Origin of the sequence: Thioclava sp. GXIMD4216, assembly GCF_037949285.1 — a bacterium.
Taxonomy (GTDB): Bacteria; Pseudomonadota; Alphaproteobacteria; order Rhodobacterales; family Rhodobacteraceae; genus Thioclava; species Thioclava litoralis.
This window is the reverse complement of sequence record NZ_CP149926.1, coordinates 1528147-1544778: the sequence shown is the minus strand read 5'-3', so window position 1 is coordinate 1544778 and position 16632 is coordinate 1528147. Positions and strand designations below refer to the sequence as shown.

The 16632-nt window shown below is 60.0% G+C and carries 17 protein-coding genes and 1 tRNA gene; 10 read left to right on the top strand and 8 right to left on the bottom strand.

Going from position 1 to position 16632, the window contains the following annotated elements:
* Positions 1-86: 86 nt before the first annotated feature.
* Positions 87-1259 carry an RsmB/NOP family class I SAM-dependent RNA methyltransferase gene (locus tag WDB88_RS07690; protein WP_339107090.1) on the bottom strand — a complete coding sequence of 391 codons (1173 nt, stop codon included), beginning with the start codon at positions 1257-1259 and terminating at the stop codon, positions 87-89.
* 259 nt (positions 1260-1518) lie between these two features.
* Between WDB88_RS07690 and guaB the strand changes: the two genes are divergently transcribed.
* Entirely contained in the window at positions 1519-2967 is a 1449-nt protein-coding gene (gene guaB, locus WDB88_RS07685; protein WP_339107089.1) for an IMP dehydrogenase, read from the top strand.
* 437 nt (positions 2968-3404) lie between these two features.
* Here guaB and WDB88_RS07680 read toward each other — a convergent pair whose 3' ends face one another.
* Positions 3405-4274 (bottom strand): GNAT family N-acetyltransferase, encoded by an 870-nt coding sequence (locus WDB88_RS07680; RefSeq protein ID WP_339107088.1) that lies wholly within the window; start codon positions 4272-4274, stop codon positions 3405-3407.
* Positions 4275-4375: 101 nt separating this feature from the next.
* On the opposite strand from WDB88_RS07680, the gene WDB88_RS07675 reads away from it, so the two are divergent.
* The 5 genes from WDB88_RS07675 (at position 4376) to WDB88_RS07655 (ending at position 8590) form a co-directional block, all read left to right on the top strand.
* A complete protein-coding gene (locus WDB88_RS07675; RefSeq protein WP_339107087.1) occupies positions 4376-4504 on the top strand; it encodes a hypothetical protein in 129 nt (42 codons plus the stop codon).
* A 53-nt stretch (positions 4505-4557) separates the two neighbouring features.
* Complete coding sequence (locus tag WDB88_RS07670) at positions 4558-5682, top strand: hypothetical protein (RefSeq protein ID WP_339107086.1); 1125 nt, start codon at positions 4558-4560, stop codon at positions 5680-5682.
* Between the two features lie 124 nt (positions 5683-5806).
* Complete coding sequence (locus tag WDB88_RS07665) at positions 5807-6679, top strand: ATPase (protein ID WP_339107085.1); 873 nt, start codon at positions 5807-5809, stop codon at positions 6677-6679.
* Positions 6680-6735: 56 nt separating this feature from the next.
* On the top strand, positions 6736-7656 hold the full coding sequence (gene metA, locus WDB88_RS07660; RefSeq protein WP_339107084.1) for a homoserine O-succinyltransferase: 921 nt from the start codon (positions 6736-6738) through the stop codon (positions 7654-7656).
* Positions 7631-8590, top strand: a complete 960-nt coding sequence (locus WDB88_RS07655; protein ID WP_339107083.1) for an alpha/beta hydrolase — start codon at positions 7631-7633, stop codon at positions 8588-8590. The genes metA and WDB88_RS07655 overlap by 26 nt, the downstream gene beginning before the upstream one ends.
* Here WDB88_RS07655 and WDB88_RS07650 read toward each other — a convergent pair.
* Positions 8587-9219 (bottom strand): LysE family translocator, encoded by a 633-nt coding sequence (locus WDB88_RS07650; RefSeq protein WP_339107082.1) that lies wholly within the window; start codon positions 9217-9219, stop codon positions 8587-8589. The genes WDB88_RS07655 and WDB88_RS07650 overlap by 4 nt on opposite strands.
* 142 nt (positions 9220-9361) lie before the next feature.
* Here WDB88_RS07650 and ppk2 point away from each other — a divergent pair, with 142 nt between their 5' ends.
* Positions 9362-10258 carry a polyphosphate kinase 2 gene (ppk2, locus tag WDB88_RS07645; RefSeq protein ID WP_339107081.1) on the top strand — a complete coding sequence of 299 codons (897 nt, stop codon included), beginning with the start codon at positions 9362-9364 and terminating at the stop codon, positions 10256-10258.
* Positions 10251-10868, top strand: a complete 618-nt coding sequence (locus WDB88_RS07640; RefSeq protein WP_339107080.1) for a TetR/AcrR family transcriptional regulator — start codon at positions 10251-10253, stop codon at positions 10866-10868. Before ppk2 ends, WDB88_RS07640 begins: the two co-directional genes overlap by 8 nt.
* Before the next feature lie 90 nt (positions 10869-10958).
* Here WDB88_RS07640 and WDB88_RS07635 read toward each other — a convergent pair whose 3' ends face one another.
* Positions 10959-11519, bottom strand: a complete 561-nt coding sequence (locus WDB88_RS07635; protein ID WP_339107079.1) for an outer membrane beta-barrel protein — start codon at positions 11517-11519, stop codon at positions 10959-10961.
* Between the two features lie 361 nt (positions 11520-11880).
* Here WDB88_RS07635 and WDB88_RS07630 point away from each other — a divergent pair.
* Positions 11881-11970, top strand: a tRNA-Ser gene (locus tag WDB88_RS07630).
* A gap of 76 nt (positions 11971-12046) precedes the next feature.
* Here the strand turns inward: WDB88_RS07630 and WDB88_RS07625 are convergent.
* Positions 12047-12268: an HGGxSTG domain-containing protein gene (locus WDB88_RS07625; protein WP_339109498.1), complete on the bottom strand. Its 222-nt coding sequence runs from the start codon at positions 12266-12268 to the stop codon at positions 12047-12049.
* A gap of 200 nt (positions 12269-12468) precedes the next feature.
* Positions 12469-13503 carry an alcohol dehydrogenase AdhP gene (gene adhP / locus WDB88_RS07620; RefSeq protein WP_339107078.1) on the bottom strand — a complete coding sequence of 345 codons (1035 nt, stop codon included), beginning with the start codon at positions 13501-13503 and terminating at the stop codon, positions 12469-12471.
* A gap of 277 nt (positions 13504-13780) precedes the next feature.
* On the opposite strand from adhP, the gene WDB88_RS07615 reads away from it, so the two are divergent.
* Positions 13781-14629: a DUF1206 domain-containing protein gene (locus WDB88_RS07615; RefSeq protein ID WP_339107077.1), complete on the top strand. Its 849-nt coding sequence runs from the start codon at positions 13781-13783 to the stop codon at positions 14627-14629.
* A gap of 335 nt (positions 14630-14964) precedes the next feature.
* On the opposite strand, the gene WDB88_RS07610 is transcribed toward WDB88_RS07615, so the two are convergent.
* Both WDB88_RS07610 and WDB88_RS07605 read right to left on the bottom strand, forming a co-directional pair.
* Positions 14965-15588 carry a thermonuclease family protein gene (locus WDB88_RS07610; protein WP_339107076.1) on the bottom strand — a complete coding sequence of 208 codons (624 nt, stop codon included), beginning with the start codon at positions 15586-15588 and terminating at the stop codon, positions 14965-14967.
* Between the two features lie 231 nt (positions 15589-15819).
* Positions 15820-16419 carry an HNH endonuclease gene (locus WDB88_RS07605; protein ID WP_339107075.1) on the bottom strand — a complete coding sequence of 200 codons (600 nt, stop codon included), beginning with the start codon at positions 16417-16419 and terminating at the stop codon, positions 15820-15822.
* Positions 16420-16632: the final 213 nt, after the last annotated feature.

Below are 16632 nucleotides of genomic sequence, written 5' to 3'. Positions count from 1 at the left end.
AATCAGTTAAAGGCGAATTAACAGGCATCAAAGCACAACCTCGAATTGAGACCATTACAGATAGTGTGGCAACCGGTATTCTGGCATCATTCCGCGTCCATCCTTTTGAAAACAGAATAGAAAAATCCGTCCGATCCGTCTTGCGTCGTCAGTTGGCGATGTTCGACCCATTGCCATTCTGGGTTAACAGCAAATTGCTCCGCCTGCGCGATATTCTCGCAATGCAATAGCGAACAGGTCATATAGACCAGATAGCCCTCCGGCGCGACATACCGAGAGGCCGCCTGCAGAATCTCCGATTGCAGCGCCACAAGCGCGTCCAGCCGCTCCGGAAGCAGCTGCCATTTGGCATCCGGCGTCCGCCGCCACGTGCCCGAACCGGAACAGGGCGCATCCACAAGAACCATATCCCACTGCCCCGTCACGGCCCCCGGGGGGAGCAGGTCGATCCACGCGCCTGCCCGCTCGGCACGCAGGGGCAAATCCTTCATACGTCCGGCATCTATGTCATGTGCGCTGAGACGCAGCTTCGGGGCCCGTGCGGCCAAAGCCAGCGCCTTGCCTCCGCCACCCGCGCAGAAATCAAGCGCCGATGCCACCCCGTCAAGCGGCAAGGCCTCGATGGCAATCTGCGAGGCCAGGTCCTGCAACTCGACCGACCCCTCCAGATAGGCCTGCGCCAGACGCAGCTTGCGCGCGCCCTGCACAACCTTCAGCGCCGTTGAGGCGGCAGGATGCGGCTCTGCATCGATATCGTCGCGCCGGAGCATCGCCATCGCTTTCTCGCGCGTGGTCTTTGCCAGATTGACCCGCAGGAAAAGCGGCGCCCGCTCCCGCTGGGCCAGGCTGACCGCTACGAAATCCTCTCCCAGATCGGCCTTGAGCTGCGGCAAGAGCCAGTCCGGCCAGTCCAGAAGCTCCAGCCCCTCGGGCACAGGCGCCAGAAGCGCGGCCTCTTCCGTCGCGGTCAATGGCGCAGGCGCATGCCCCACCCCCGAGAACACCTCGCCAAGGGTGACATTCTGGCTCCGGCACGCACCGATCATCAGACCGCGCCCGCTTTTCGCCCCGCCCAGACGGGCAAAACTCTCGCGGCACCGCAAGGCATCATAGACATGATCGCGGATCGCCGCACGGTCCTTGGACCCTGCAAAGCGGTTATTGCGCGCCCATGTCGTCAGACACCGCTCTGCCGGTTCGCCCGACAGTACCAAATCCAAAATCTCGATCGCTGCCGCGACCCGCGCTGCCGGGGTCATAAGAACCTCTTCGTTTTTCCTAGTGCTACGCAAAGACCGCCACACTTGCCAGAGGTGTTGCCGCTTTCACCCGTTGGCGGGTGCAAACGGAGCACAGGCGTTGCGCCAGACCCACAACCCCGTGCCAGAGGCTCTCAGGACAGTTTTCCCACCAGACGCACATCGACTATGCACGAATCAACATGCTCTTGGGGTTGCCTTTCCCGAAAAGTAGTGAAATGAGGAAGCGTCAAACGAACCCTGCCACGGAGACCCGGTCATGCAGATTCGCGAGGCACTTACCTTCGACGATGTCCTATTAGTTCCAGCAGCATCCACGGTGCTGCCATCGACGGCCGATGTTTCGACCTTCGTCACGAAATCGATCCGTCTGAACATCCCCCTTCTTTCTTCGGCCATGGATACCGTGACCGAAAGCCGTATGGCGATTGCTATGGCGCAGGCTGGCGGGATGGGCGTGATCCACCGCAACCTCACCGTTGCCGAGCAAGCCGAGGAAGTCAGCCGTGTGAAGCGGTTCGAATCCGGCATCGTCTATAACCCGATCACCCTGCGCCCCGACCAGACATTGGCCGATGCACAGGATCTGGTGACGCGCTACAACGTCTCGGGCTTCCCCGTTGTGGATGCCGATAACCGTCTGGTCGGCATCGTGACCAACCGCGACATGCGGTTTGCCTCCGATGCGAAAACGCCGGTCTCGGCGATGATGACCAAAGACAATCTGGCCATTCTGCAAGAGCCTGCCGACCGCGACGAAGCACGCAAGCTGATGAAAGAGCGCCGGATCGAGAAACTGCTGGTGACCGATGCCAATGGCCATCTGACGGGTCTGCTGACCTTGAAAGACAGCGACAAGGCCGTACTGAATCCGCTCGCGTGCAAAGACGACAAGGGGCGGTTGCGCGTGGCGGCGGCCTCCACCGTAGGTGACGCGGGCTATGAACGCTCGACCGCGCTTGTCGATGCAGGCTGCGATCTGATCGTGATCGACACCGCCCACGGCCATAGCGCCGGCGTGGCCAAAGCGGTCGAGGCCATCAAGGCCTATCGCTCCGACGTTCAGGTCGTGGCGGGGAACGTTGCGACAGCGGCAGCCACCCAAGCCCTGATCGCGGCGGGCGCGGATGCCATCAAGGTCGGGATCGGCCCGGGCTCGATCTGCACCACCCGTATCGTAGCAGGCGTCGGTGTTCCGCAGCTTTCGGCGATCATGGACTGCGTCTCGGGCGCGGGTGACACCCCGATCATCGCCGATGGCGGGATCAAGATGTCGGGCGATTTCGCAAAGGCGATTGCGGCGGGCGCAAGCTGCGCAATGGTCGGTTCGGCCATTGCTGGCACCGATGAATCGCCGGGCGAAGTGATCCTTTACCAAGGTCGCTCCTATAAGTCCTATCGCGGGATGGGGTCTCTGGGGGCAATGGCCCGCGGCTCGGCAGACCGTTACTTCCAGAAAGATGCCGCGTCCGACAAGCTGGTCCCCGAAGGGATCGAAGGTCAGGTGCCCTATAAAGGTGCCGCCGGTGCCGTGATCCACCAGATGGTTGGCGGCCTGCGCGCAGCTATGGGCTATACCGGCTCGGCCACCATCGCCGACATGCGCGGCGGTTGCGAATTTGTCCGCATCACCGGCGCGGGCCTCAAAGAAAGCCATGTCCACGACGTGCAGATCACGCGGGAGTCGCCGAACTATCGGATCGGCTGACCCCGTATTTTACTGGGCTTTATGGGGCTGGGGCGAGAAATCGCCCCAGCCTTTTTTCATGACCACAAGGCGAACCGGGCAGAGTATCAAGCAGATGGCGGATACAGGAATGTTTGGAACCATTCCGAAAAAGGGATGAACGCCAGCGGCGGGTCTGGGAGAAATCAACGACCCTGCAAAGGATGGCTGCTGGCCCGCTTCACATCACTGTCACGCTTGTTCGGCTCGGTCGCGCCCTTCGGCATCATGCGCAAGTCCCGAACGTCGATATCGGCATGCGCAGAACCAAGGGGGGGGGGAACGCGCACCGCCTTTCTTGCCCCTCCCACTTGTCTGGACGAGACGAGTGCGCCCCATGACCTCTCCGTCGCGCGGATCATCATGGCTCCAGCCCCTCTGTCCAAAGAAGAAACACCGCAAAAGCTGGCAGACATTCTCTAGATCGGCAGCACCCAGACTGTCGCACCAAGCGATTGCAGCTGTGCCCCCGTTCCCATCTTGAAGCGCATGAGCCCCGCCCCCTCTTCCGAGTTCACATCCCCCAGATCGATCCATCGGATTCCCTGAGCGCGCAGCGCGATCGAGACCTGCCAGAGCAGGAAATTATGCGCCCCCGCCTTGCGGCCTTCCTCACCGGACCAGCCAAGATGATAGGTCGCAACCCGCCCGTGACACATCAGCACCATCCCGGCCAAACGCGCGCCGCTCTCGGACTGCACCCCGAGAGAGATCACCGACCCGGGCATCGCCATCTCCCACGCCGTGATAAAATCACGTGGCAGTGCCTTGTAACCACGCTGTTTTCTTTGGGCATGCTCGGCCTCCAGAAGCCATGCCGGGTCTTCCTCCAGCGTGATCCGCATCCCCTTGCGCTCGGCAGAGGCCAGGCGATTGCGCCATTTCGGGTCCAGCGAGCTGCGCAGATTGGCAATCTCGGGGCCCAGGGCCCAAACCGCTTCATGTCGTGCCGTTACAATCGGAATAAGGCCACGCCCTGACAGCGGCGTTTCGGGCGTTACAAGCAGAAGACCCGGCGCAAATCTGCGCGCCAGTTTACGCAAGACCCGCGCCTGATCCGCATCAGACACGCCCTTGGCAAAGACAGGCCCCCGCCCCAGCCACCAAAGACCACGCCGGCCGATCACCTGCGCCAGCGCGATCCGTTCCCCTGCATGTGACAGCACAAGCCGCGCCACACGCCGCCCGCCAGCCCGCGCAATTTCGCCATAGGCCCCGAATTGCTGGAACGCCGGAGGGTAAGCCGCATTGAAGGCCAGCAGGGCAGCATCCCATCCCGCAGCGTCCAAGCGCGATTCTGTAACCGTTATTTTGTTCATGGTCTCTGTTAAGCACAAATTCACCTAACGCGTGCTTAATGGGGATCGAATTCACGGCTAAAGGATAGTCCATGTCCGATCATTCATCTCTGCCCAGAATTGCCGCGCCGCGCTATACGCTCTGGGCCGCAGGATGCCTTGCATCCGGCCTGTCGATCCTCTGGCTTGGCCTGTTTGTCTGCGTCCGTCTGATCACCTGACAGCGACGGACTATCCGTAGCCTGCCTCCACTCATTGCGAAAACGGATCCTCTATGTGCGTTTCCTGCAAAGCCGTCATGGCCTGTGCCGTCACCCTCTGTCTCTGCGGTCCCGTCCATGCGGGCGGAATCGACCGTACCCCTTTCAGCACGGAATTACTGTTTGAACCCGGTCGCATCGTCCAGTTCGAGCTGGGCGGCTTCCAGCCGGAGGTCTCGGGGAAATTGCGCTCCGGCACCGTCTTCCCGCCCGGACTGAAATCCGGCGATATGTCGACGGGCTTCGGCACTTGGACCTTGGGTGTCAAACTACCGCTATCCGAGAAAACGGATCTTGTGCTGAGTGTCGACCATCCCTTCGGGGCAAATGTTGCCTATCCTTCCTCGACAGATGGCTATCCGCTTGCCGGATCGGTCGCCAAACTGGAAAGTCAGGCGCTGACCGGCCTGTTGCGGTACAGGCTCACTCCCTCGATCTCGGCGCTGGCGGGGATACGTATCGAGCAGATGACCGGCGATGCCGCATTGCAGCTGCATATGGGACCGGCGGTGCTGACCTATGATCTGGCGGCCAGTCGGGAAGCCGATCCGGGCTATATCATCGGCGTGGCATGGGAGAAGCCAGAAATCGCGGCACGTGTAACACTCAGTTATCTTTCCTCGATCACCCATGACTTCAGCGGCAGGGAAACCACAATGGGCCTGCAGGCGCGCAGCCACTGGACCACCAAGACACCGCAATCCATTCTGCTGGAAGCCCAGACGGGGATCGCCCCCGACACGCTTCTCTTCGGCTCTATCCGCTGGACGGACTGGAGCAGTTTCTCCATCGGACCGGATCTCTACCGCCAGACGCCTTTCAGCGTAGAGGGCAGCGATCTTGTTGATCCGGTGGCCGATACGATGACCTACACGCTCGGTGTCGGGCATCGCTTCAACGCGATGTGGTCGGGAGCGGTGATTGCAACCTACGAGCCCTCCAGCGGCGATATCGTCGGCAATCTCGGTCCGACCGATGGCTACCGGAGCCTCGCGCTGGCCGCCACATGGACCGATGGCGCGCTTTCGGCCACGTTAGGGCTGCGTTATATCGAGATCGGTGGCGCAAAAACACGGATTGCCGAATTTGACGACAATTCCGGCTGGGCCGTCGGGCTGCGGCTCGGCTATCGGTTTTAAAAACCGGTCCGGTTCTTCCCCACGGATCACATCGCTCAGATCGCCGCCATGCGATGAAACCCCGTGACCTTGGCCGCCCGACCCGCTAAAGCTGCGGCTGAAGACAGAGGGTTGAGGCGCGCCGATGAGCTACGGAACACCGATTTACAAGACACGGGCAGACTGGCTGGCGGCCAAAAACAGACATGTCCTGCTTTTTGCAATGTCGGGTTTGGGAAAAACCTACCTTTCCTCCATGCTGCGCGCTGGAGGGAGATGGTTCCACTACTCCATCGATTACCGCATCGGCACCCGATACATGGGCGAATATATTGCCGATAACTTCAAAAGCGAGGCGATGAAGGTGCCCTTCCTGCGCGAGCTTTTGCTGCAAGATGCGGTCTATATCGCGTCCAACATCACCTTCGACAATCTCGCGCCGCTGTCCACCTATCTCGGCAAGCCCGGCTCCAGCCAGAAAGGCGGCCTGCCCTTCGAGGAATATATGCTGCGTCAGGACCAGCATCGTCGCGCCGAGACCGCAGCCCTTCTGGATACGACCCATTTCATCCGCCGCGCCCGCGCCATCTATGACATCCCGCATTTCATCTGTGACACCGGCGGGTCCATCTGCGAGGTCGTGGACCCCGAAGACCCGAAAGATCCGATCCTGTCGGAACTGGCCGCCCATAACCTGATGATCTGGATCGAGGGGTCGGACGCCCATACGGACGAGCTTGTCCGCCGCTTCGACCGTGCTCCCAAACCCATGTATTACCAGCCGCAATTCCTTGAACGGAAATGGGTTGAATATCGGGTGGCGCGGGGCCTCAAGGAGGAGGAGGTCGATCCCGATGATTTCGTGCGCTGGACCTACCGCCAGGCACTTGAACACCGTCAGCCGCGCTATGCGGCAATGGCACGGAACTGGGGCATCACGCTGAAGGCGGAGCAGCTTGTCACGGTGCGCGATGAACAGGACTTCATCCAGCTGGTGGCCTCTGCCCTTCCCAAATAAGCCTTTCCTCCCTATCTACTATCTTCCGCATAGACATTACCTTCAGGAACAGACCCATGCCCATCACCCTGCCCGAAACGCTCCCCGCCTTTGACATCCTGTCGAAGGAAGGCGTGATGGTGATGAGCCCCGGTCGCGCGGCGACACAGGATATCCGGCCTTTGCGGATCGGGCTGCTGAATCTGATGCCCAAGAAAATCCAGACCGAAAACCAGTTTGCCCGTCTGATCGGGGCAACACCCCTGCAGATCGACTTCCAGCTGATCCGCATGACCGAACATCAGACCAAGAACACCGCCGCCGAACATATGGAGGCTTTCTACCGCCCCTTTGCCGAGGTCGAGGCCGCGGGCGAGCGTTTCGACGGGCTGCTGATCACCGGCGCCCCGATCGAGCATCTGCCCTTCGAGGAGGTCACCTATTGGGACGAGCTCCGCCGCGTCTTCGACTGGACGCGGACCCATGTGTTTTCCACCTTTGGCGTGTGCTGGGGCGGGATGGCAATGGCCTATCACACCCACGGCATCCCCAAGCACCTGCTTCCCGAAAAACAGTTCGGCCTTTACCGGCACGAGAACTGCGACCCGACCTCGCATTATCTGCGCGGGTTTTCGGATGACTGCCTCGTGCCCGTCTCCCGCTGGACAGAGATGCGCCGTGCCGAGATGGAAGCGGCAGGGTTGAAGATGCTGCTTGACAGTGCCGAAACGGGCCCCTGCCTCGTCGAGGACAAAGCCGCGCGGGCGCTCTATGTCTTCAACCATTTCGAATATGACAGCGCGACGTTGAAAGACGAATATGATCGTGATGTGGCAGCGGGGAAACCCGTCGCCCTTCCGGTGAATTACTATCCTGAGAATGACCCAACCCGGATGCCGAAGAACCGGTGGCGCAGCCATGCGCATCTTCTTTACGGCAACTGGATCAATCAGATCTATCAGGATACGCCCTATGACCTTCGCGATATCGGCGCTTGAATATACGGTTCTGGCTGCGGCCATCGCATCGGGGGGCACGCTCTGGCAGGCTGCGCGGCGCGAAGCCCGCGCCGAAGCGCGATACCCCCCTACCGGCGAGATCGTGACGCTTGCGGCGGGCGAATTTGCCGGAGCCCGCGTCCATATCGACATACGCGGCCCCGAAGCGGCCCCGCAGATCGTGTTGATCCACGGGGCCTCGGGAAGCCTGCGTGACATGACCTTCCGGCTCGCCCCCGCTCTGGAGCGCGATTACCGCCTCTTTATCGTTGACCGCCCCGGCTTTGGCTGGTCGGACCCGCTCAAACACGACAGCATCTTCCGTCAGGCGCGTCTGCTACAGGCGGCCACCTCCCGGCTTGGGGCGCGACAGCCCTTGATTGTCGGGCACTCCTATGGTGGGGCCGTGGCGCTGGCATGGGCGAGCGAGGCTCCTGAAAGCCTGTCGGGACTGGTGCTTCTGGCGGCCGCATCGCAGGAATGGCATACGCCTCTGCCGTGGCTCTACCGCCTGACCGCCCCTGCGCTGGGGCAGGCCCTGGCCGTGCCGGTGATTTCGGCTTGGGCACCCGACGGGGCTGTCAGCTCTGCCGTCGAAGAGGTATTCGCGCCCGAGGCCATGCCCGAGGGCTATATCGCGCATTTCGGGCCGCAGATGACCCTGCGCCACAAGACCATGCGCGCCAATGCCCGCCAGCGTGCCAATCTGGAGACGGAAATCCGGCAGATGGTGCCGCGTTACCAACAGATCCACGTGCCGGTCGAATTGCTGCATGGCGATCGGGATACAATCGTCGATCTTGGCATCCATTCGCGCCCGACACAGGCCCTGCTGCCACAGGCGCAGCTAACGGTGCTACAGGGAGCGGGCCATATGATCAATCATACGCGGCTGGACGCGGTTCTTGCCGCCATCCGGCGGATTGCGCCCTAACGCTGGGACACCACCAGACGCACCCCCAAAACGATCAGGATCGACCCGAATATCCGGTCGAAGATCTTTCCGAGGCGGGGTGCGCGGCGCAAACCTGCACAAAGCCTGTCTGCGACAAAAACAAGCGGCAGCTCGAAAAGCGCCGCCACCACAATGATCAGCCCGCCATGCAGCGCCAGTTGCGCCCAGACGGGCCCTGCCCCGTCCACCACGAATTGCGGCAGAAACGCGAGGAAAAACAGGGCCACCTTGGGATTGAGGACAGACACTATAAGCCCCTGCCGGAGCGTTCTGCCAAACGAGGCTGGCCGGACGGGGGCAATCTGCAACACGCCCGCTTTCGTGCGAAACGCCATGAGGCCCAGATAGAACAGATAGGCCGCGCCGACCCATTTCACGACGGAAAAGGCCACAGCCGACCCTGCCAGAAGCGCCGAAAGCCCGGTCGCTGCGGCACAGATATGCACAAGCGCCCCGCACCAGACCCCCGCCAGCGCCGCAAGCCCCGCCCGCTTTCCACGGCTGAGCGTCTGGCCGAGGATAAAGGCCATATCCGGACCGGGCGAGACATTCAGCACAACCGCCGCCGACAGGAATGTCAGCCAATGCAGCAAAGAATATTCAAACATCAACGGCTTCCTTGAAAAATTTCCGTAATCTTCGGGCATCGCACGGCATTCTACAAGCAGGATATCGCGCGGCATATGGCAGGGGCGACCCTTGCCCTGACGGTCGCAGTTTTGCATAGTAGAACGATCCAAAGGAGGGCCCATGAGCGAGACACCTCAACCCAGCACGCAGGCCGTACCCTTCATCGGGCAGATCACTGATTTTCTCGAACATACCGCGCCCGAAGACATCCGCGAGGCCATTCGCACCAAAGGCCCCAAAGAGATGCTCAGCCCCTCTTATCCCTATCCGACAGCGATGAAGGGGAAGGACTATGACAAGCGGATGGAAGAGCTCCAGATCGAGCTTGTCAAAATGCATTACGGCCTGAAGGCGTCGGGCAAGCGGATGATGGTGCTGTTTGAGGGCCGCGATGCCGCCGGCAAGGGCAGCACGATCAAGCGGGTGCAGGAAAACCTCAATCCGCGTTCGGCCTATGTGGTTGCCTTGCCCAAGCCCAATGACCGCGAAGCCTCGCAATGGTATTTCCAGCGCTATGTCGAACGGATCCCCGCCGCCGGAGAGATCGCGCTGTTTGACCGGAGCTGGTATAATCGCGGCGTGGTCGAGAAAGTATTCGACTTCTGCACCCAGCGACAGCGCGAGCATTTCTTCTACCAGCTGCCGGAATTCGAGAAAATGCTGGTGGATGACAGTATCATTCTGGTGAAGCTCTGGCTCAATGTCGACCGCGCCGAGCAGCTGCGGCGCTTTCTTGACCGCGAGAGGGACCCGCTCAAACAATGGAAGCTGAGCTGGATCGATGTCGAGGGTCTGCGCAAATGGGACGCCTATAGTCAGGCGATCGTCGAAACACTGACACGCTCGGACAATCTGCATGCCCCTTGGACGGTCATTCGTTCGGATGACAAGAAACGCGCGCGGATCGCGGCCATCCAGACAATTCTCAATGCGATCAGCTATCCGGGCAAGGATCGGGATGTGATCGGCGAAATCGATGGCAGCATCTGTGGCGGGCTCGACATCCTGAATGTCTAAGCAAGGCTATCATCACGGGGATCTGCGCCGTGCGCTGGTCGAGGCGGCGCTGCATCTGATCGAAGAGAAAGGCCCCACGGGGTTTACCCTGTCGGAGGCGGCCAAAACCGCAGGTGTCACCCCCGCTGCCGTCTACCGCCATTTCGCCGGACGCGAAGACCTGATCGCCGAATGCGCACGTCAGGGCTTTGTGATTTTCGGTGACGTGCTGGAACATGCGTGGGATGGCGGCCAGCCTTCGGCCCTCTCGGCCTTCAGTGCGGTGGGACGGGCCTATCTGGCCTTCGCCAAACGCTATCCGGGCCATTATATGGCAATGTTCGAAAGCGGCCTTTCGCCCCAGAATTCGCCCGCCTTGGGACAGGTTGCGCTCAAGGCGCGCAATGTCATGGATCAGGCCACCGAGGCCCTGCTGGCCCATATCCCGCCCGACCGCCGCCCGCCTCTTGCGATGGTCTCCGCCCATATCGCCGCATTATCGCATGGCGTGATCGAACTTCATGCCCGCCCGCCCGCTGGCACCCGCAGCCCCTATAGTCCGGAAGATCTGCTGGAAAGCGGTGTCGGGATCTATCTGCGCGGCTTGGGTATTTTGCCGCCAGATCAGTAAAGCGTCACGCATTCGCCCGTATAGCTACGGGTCGTAGAACAGCAAAAAAGCGCGCCCGAGGGCGCGCTTTTCCGTAGAGGTTCCGACAAATCAGAATTTGTAGGAAGCTTTCAGAGCAACCGTGGTGTTGTTGAAGTCACGGTCGGTGCTGTCGAAGTCATTGGTATCCGCATAGGAGACTTCGCCGCCCAGAACCCAGTTGTCGTTATACATGTAATCGACGCCTGCGCTGACGGACGGTGCCCAATCGGAGTTGTCTTTACCGTCGATATACGCGCCACCGAGCGAGCCGTAATACAGCCATTGGCCGTTTTTCACACCGGCGAGGGCTTTGATATGGCCCATGCCATCATAGTAGTCGGAATCGATTGCCGAGTAATCGACTTCACCACCAACGACGTATTTGCCGAGGTCGTATTTATAACCGGCTTGAACACCAAGCGAGCCACCACGGTCATCGCCGTAATCGCCTTCCATGTTGTTATAGCCGAGATTGGCACCAGCGTAGAAGCCGGTCCAGTTTGCAGCGGGGGTCACGACCGGAGCGGGAGCGATCGGGGCCGGAGCCACAACGGGTTGCGAATAGCCGCCAGCCATAGCAGCGCTTGCGCCAGCGATCAGAGCGGTAGAAACCAGAACCAGAGTTTTCATCTTAACTCTCCTTTTTTCGTTATCTTGAGGGCTGTCCCTCTCAAGCTCGTATTGCTCACATATACCTCTTATCGGAAATTGGGAGAGGCCAGATGATCACAAGAAACGGCGCAGCATGTGAGGCCCGCAAGTTCCCGCCGATGCCCCAAGGTAACACAAAAACCGGTGCCTTTTTCGTAGATTAGCGACCGCTTCGCTTGACTTCCCCCCGCGCGCAGGCGCGCTGCGACATTCACAAGGCGCAATTTCGGGGCCATTTCGGGGCGTAGCGAAAAAAATCATGCAAAGCCGAAAAAAGCTGTTGCGCTCCCCTCGGGACTTGGGTACATCGCCGCTACCCGATCGAAAGATGATCCAGTGCGGAGAGGTGCCGGAGCGGTCGAACGGGGCGGTCTCGAAAACCGTTGTGGGTGAAAGCCTACCCAGGGTTCGAATCCCTGTCTCTCCGCCACCTTACCTTGTTTTTGTTGAATTTTTTTGATGAAAACAAAGTTGGCCCAACATACGACCCATCAAAAACCGAAGCGCTAGAAACCCTTGCTGTTTTCTCGCCGTGAGACTTTTTCGCGATATACCTGCCACCGCGCGCGCTGGGCATAGGCGATAGCTGCTTTGCCCTCTGGCGTTCTTGGCCCCGTGCTTAGGCCGCCGTGATGTTTACAGCGTTTCTTACCCACGACCGCCAACGCCTTGCATGTTTCACCTTTGCGCGTTTTTGCGCCGCATATGATGCGAACGTTTTTGCCCACCTTCTTTTCATGCGGTTCAGCCTTTGGCTCCACAAGACCCCATGCCGCGCGCACGCGCACACCTGCCTCGACCTCTGCCTTGTGTATGCGACAATAGCGACCGCTGGCAAAGCCCTGCACAGCCAAGGACACGACCGCCAAAAGGAAACGCGCCAGCGGGGTATCGCTGGCGCGCTAGTTCGCTTTCCGGAGCGGCTAGATTAGCTTGCGAGATCCAGCACCATGCGGCCTTCGATCTGCCCCTTGCGCATACGGTCGAACACATCGTTGATCTGCTCGAGCGGCGCTTTGGAGATGGTCGCCTTGACACGGCCTGCAGCAGCGAAATCAAGCGACTCCTGCAGATCCAGACGGCTGCCCACGATCGAGCCGCGCACCGTCACACCGTTCAGCACCATACCGAAGATGTTGAGCGGGAAATCCCCCGGAGGCAGGCCGTTCAGCGACACGGTGCCACCGCGGCCAACCATGCCAACAGCCTGCTCGAAGGCTTTCTCGCTGACCGCAGTCACCAGAACGCCATTGACGCCGCCATCGGTTTCTTTCTTCACGTAAGCTGCCGGATCCTGAATATCGCGGGCGTTCACGGTCAGTTTCGCACCAAGACGGCGCGCCAGATCGAGCTTGGCATCATCGATATCGACGGCCACGACATTCAGCCCCATCGCCACAGCGTATTGAACCGCCATGTGACCCAGACCACCGATACCGGAGATGGCAACAGTATCGCCCGGCTTGGTTTCGGTCATTTTCAGACCTTTGTAGACGGTCACACCGGCACACAGGACGGGCGCGATTTCGGCGAAGTCGCTGCCTGCGGGAAGGTGGCCGATATAGTTGGGATCCGCGATCACATAATCCGCGAAGCCACCATTGACCGAATAGCCGGTATTCTGCTGGCTCTCGCACAGGGTTTCCCAGCCACCAAGGCAGTGACGGCAGCAGCCGCATGCGGTGTAAAGCCACGGAACGCCCACACGGTCGCCTTCCTTGACATGCTTCACGCCCTTGCCGACCGCCGACACATAGCCCACACCTTCATGGCCCGGAATGAACGGCGGCTCGGGTTTGACCGGCCAGTCGCCCTCGGCTGCGTGCAGGTCGGTGTGACACACACCCGATGCCTGGATCGCGACCTGAATCATGCCATCCGAAACCTCCGGCACCGGCACTTCATCAATGGTCAGCGGTGCGCCGAATTTGCGAACGACGGCGGCTTTCATTGTTTTAGCCAAAATATTTCCTCCGATAGTCCCGGTTCCTCCGACCGGGTAAGGAAAGATGTGTCGTAAGTAGGCATAATGTCAGCCCCGTTCGGTGCTTTTACTGCGGCACGCTGTTTCGATATTGAGACAGCTTCACACAGAATATTAACAGCTTTGATGCGTGCCATTTTTCCTGCACCGCCCGCATTCCGCGCGCCCTGTCCCGTCCCGACAGGCAACCGGGAACCTCTTCCGGCGCGGACGCATTGTAGAACCGTGACGATCCATAGGTAAAAAAGGCGGCGAAATGGCTGGAAGCACTCACAATCCTGACGACTTCGCATGGGCCGTCCCCGTGATGCGCGCAGGCTATGCAGGGCGCGGGCTTGTATATCTGGCCGTCGGGGTGACGTCGATCTGGTCGCTTTTGCAAGGGGGCGAGGCCGAAGGCACGCAGGAGGCGTTGCGCCATCTGAAAGGCGCAGGCGGCAGTGTTGTCCTGATCCTGATTGCGCTCGGGATGCTGGCCTATGCCGTATGGCGGGTCACCGATGCGATCTGGGATCTGGAAGCCTATGGCGCTGAGGTCAAAGGTCTGGCGGCGCGGTGTGGACTGGCAATCAGCGGCGTGATCCATCTCGGGCTGGGCGGTGTTGCCGTGACCGCCCTGATGGCACGGCTGCAAAGCGACGGCTCTGCACAGCTGGTAACGCAGGTGATGCAGCTGCCTTTTGGCCGTCTTGCCGTCGGAGCGGTCGGCTTTGCTGTCATCGGCGCGGGGGGCTATTACGTCATTAAAGGCGCAAAAGCCAGCTACCGCCAGCGTCTGCGGGCGAATGCGGTAACCGAGAAAGCCAATGTGATCCTGCAACTCGGCCTGCTGGCACAGGCGGCCATTCTTAGCGTCGCGGGCGGGTTGATTATCTATGCGGCCTATGCCTATGCGCCAGAGGCCGCAGGCGGGATGGATCGGGCCTTCGAATGGATGAGGGCCCACCCCTATGGCCGCATGATCTGCGGCGCGGTCAGTGCAGGACTTTTGGGCTTTGCCCTCTTCTGTTTCGTAAACGCGCTCTACCGCATCGTACCCCGCGCGACAGAAACGGATGTCGAGACGCTGGCCCGCAAGCTGAAGGCAAAGGCAGCCGGGGACTGACCCTGCGGCCTTTGCCTTATCGTGACTGCCCAGCATGGGGCAAAGCGCGCCCTAGCCCCCAACCATGCCTGACCGGTTTGCTGTCAGGCCCCGTCACAAAGTACCATTATTTTACGATCGGGACATTTCAGGCAATCCTGCTTCGGCTTTTCGGCGAAGGGGAGCCATGCCGATCTATCCGCGTCACGGGCACGGCCTGCACAAGGCGGCTCCGTTCAAGCCCAGCCAGACCGGATCATCCAGCGTTCACGGCTACACCACTCGCATTCGCAGCAAGCTTGGGTAGGCATTGCACCCTATCGCAGCCCCCTGCCAACATCTCGGACGTCTTGCCACTAGGGTCTGCGTTCCGCCTCTTTTAACGCGTCAAACTTTTCCCAGACACTCATACGGCCTTTTTGCCGTGCCTCGGCAAGCCAAAGCTTCTTACGGACACCTTCAACCTCAAGATCACTGTATTTTCCGCCCGAAAACTTTGGCCAGTCGATAGCGAGTCCTTGCTTCACCAGCTCCGCAGAAAGATCCCGACCATCGGGCAGAAAGCACGTTGCAACCGCGCGGCCATAGACGTCTTCCTCCGTCATCTCAGCACGTATAATCTGGCCTTTACACAGACGTATCATGGCCCATTTGGCTTTCTTGCCAAAGGGATGATGGAGTTCCGGTGCATCTATTCCAAAGAGGCGGATTTGGGTCTTTCGTATGGTTATCGTGTCACCATCCGTCACATAGGCTGGCCCCTCCAGCACCCGCGGCGGCGCAACCGGACGCGCTTGTGCGTCATCAAATGTCTCCCCCTGCTCTACCACATCGGATTGTGACATATGAGGCTGAGCAGAAGGCGGGGTCTCTTCAAGAGCCGCCTGAAGGACACGCGTTTCCTCAACAGGTTTTCTATATACCCGAGGCTTGGGTCGATGGGTCGACTTAAAAAGAGCTTTTAAAAGAATTTTCCACATAGCAGGATTGTAAGAACGGCCCGCTTTCCGGGCAAGCGGATTACATTGAAAACAAAGGACAAGATCAGTAAATCTCTCGATAAATTATCTTCGATATTCCTGCCGACATTCCAATCACCCTGCAACGGTTAGCGCGTTATCAGGCGACATGCGCAGTGCCGGAACCCAAACACTGGCAGCCCCCCCGCACTGCGCGGACGCCATATGACGGCGTCAAGCGTTGTATGCCGATCATTCCTCAAGCTCCGCATCCCAATAGAGAAAATCCATCCAGCTTTTATGCAGATGCCCCGGCGGGAAGCGGCGACCGATGCGCAGCATGTCTTCGGAGCTCGGGCGTTTCGGCATCCGGCGCAGTTTCAGCCCGCAGCGCGAGAGCGGCTTGTTGGCCTTTTTCAGATTGCAGGGCGAACAGGCCGCCACCACATTCTCCCAGCTTGTCACCCCGCCACGCGAACGCGGAATGACGTGATCGAAGGTCAGATGATCCTTGCAGCCGCAATACTGGCATTCGAACTCATCCCTCAGAAAAAGATTAAAGCGCGTGAAGGCCACGCGCTTTCTCGGTTGAACGAACTCTTTCAACACCACAACAGAGGGAAGACGTATCTCGGTCCGCTGACTTCGCACCACCTCTTCATATTCGGCCAGTATCGTCACCCGATCCAGACACACCGCCTTGATGGCTTCCTGCCACGGCCAGAGCGATAACGGATAATAGCTCAGAGGCCGGAAATCCGCGTTGAGCACCAGCGCCGGATGACGCCGCAGCGATGCCGCCTCGCGGGTGAAATGGTGCCTGAAATCCGTCCTGTCTGCGTGGTCCAGCATTGTGCACTCCCTGTTCGCGCGGCGGAACATGCCCCGAAGGCGGGATCATGTCCGGGGCGCGGGGAACGCCCCAGCCGATAAATCAACTATATATGGCGTCAGCCATCTGGCAAGCCTCTTGATCTGGGCGCTTTCCCACGGGGGCGGGAAAGCGCGGCTTGCGGGATCAGGCTTAGCAATATTGCGCGACATTGCTGTGACAGCGGTCTCTCT

Excerpts from the sequence above, each read along its gene's own strand:
- WDB88_RS07690 (WP_339107090.1), bottom strand. The coding sequence starts at position 1,259 with ATGACCCCGGCAGCGCGGGTCGCGGCAGCGATCGAGATTTTGGATTTG.
- guaB (WP_339107089.1), top strand. The coding sequence starts at position 1,519 with ATGCAGATTCGCGAGGCACTTACCTTCGACGATGTCCTATTAGTTCCA.
- WDB88_RS07675 (WP_339107087.1), top strand. The coding sequence starts at position 4,376 with ATGTCCGATCATTCATCTCTGCCCAGAATTGCCGCGCCGCGCTATACG.
- WDB88_RS07670 (WP_339107086.1), top strand. The coding sequence starts at position 4,558 with ATGTGCGTTTCCTGCAAAGCCGTCATGGCCTGTGCCGTCACCCTCTGT.
- WDB88_RS07665 (WP_339107085.1), top strand. The coding sequence starts at position 5,807 with ATGAGCTACGGAACACCGATTTACAAGACACGGGCAGACTGGCTGGCG.
- metA (WP_339107084.1), top strand. The coding sequence starts at position 6,736 with ATGCCCATCACCCTGCCCGAAACGCTCCCCGCCTTTGACATCCTGTCG.
- WDB88_RS07655 (WP_339107083.1), top strand. The coding sequence starts at position 7,631 with ATGACCTTCGCGATATCGGCGCTTGAATATACGGTTCTGGCTGCGGCC.
- WDB88_RS07650 (WP_339107082.1), bottom strand. The coding sequence starts at position 9,219 with ATGTTTGAATATTCTTTGCTGCATTGGCTGACATTCCTGTCGGCGGCG.
- ppk2 (WP_339107081.1), top strand. The coding sequence starts at position 9,362 with ATGAGCGAGACACCTCAACCCAGCACGCAGGCCGTACCCTTCATCGGG.
- WDB88_RS07640 (WP_339107080.1), top strand. The coding sequence starts at position 10,251 with ATGTCTAAGCAAGGCTATCATCACGGGGATCTGCGCCGTGCGCTGGTC.
- WDB88_RS07635 (WP_339107079.1), bottom strand. The coding sequence starts at position 11,519 with ATGAAAACTCTGGTTCTGGTTTCTACCGCTCTGATCGCTGGCGCAAGC.
- WDB88_RS07615 (WP_339107077.1), top strand. The coding sequence starts at position 13,781 with ATGGCTGGAAGCACTCACAATCCTGACGACTTCGCATGGGCCGTCCCC.
- WDB88_RS07610 (WP_339107076.1), bottom strand. The coding sequence starts at position 15,588 with ATGTGGAAAATTCTTTTAAAAGCTCTTTTTAAGTCGACCCATCGACCC.
- WDB88_RS07605 (WP_339107075.1), bottom strand. The coding sequence starts at position 16,419 with ATGCTGGACCACGCAGACAGGACGGATTTCAGGCACCATTTCACCCGC.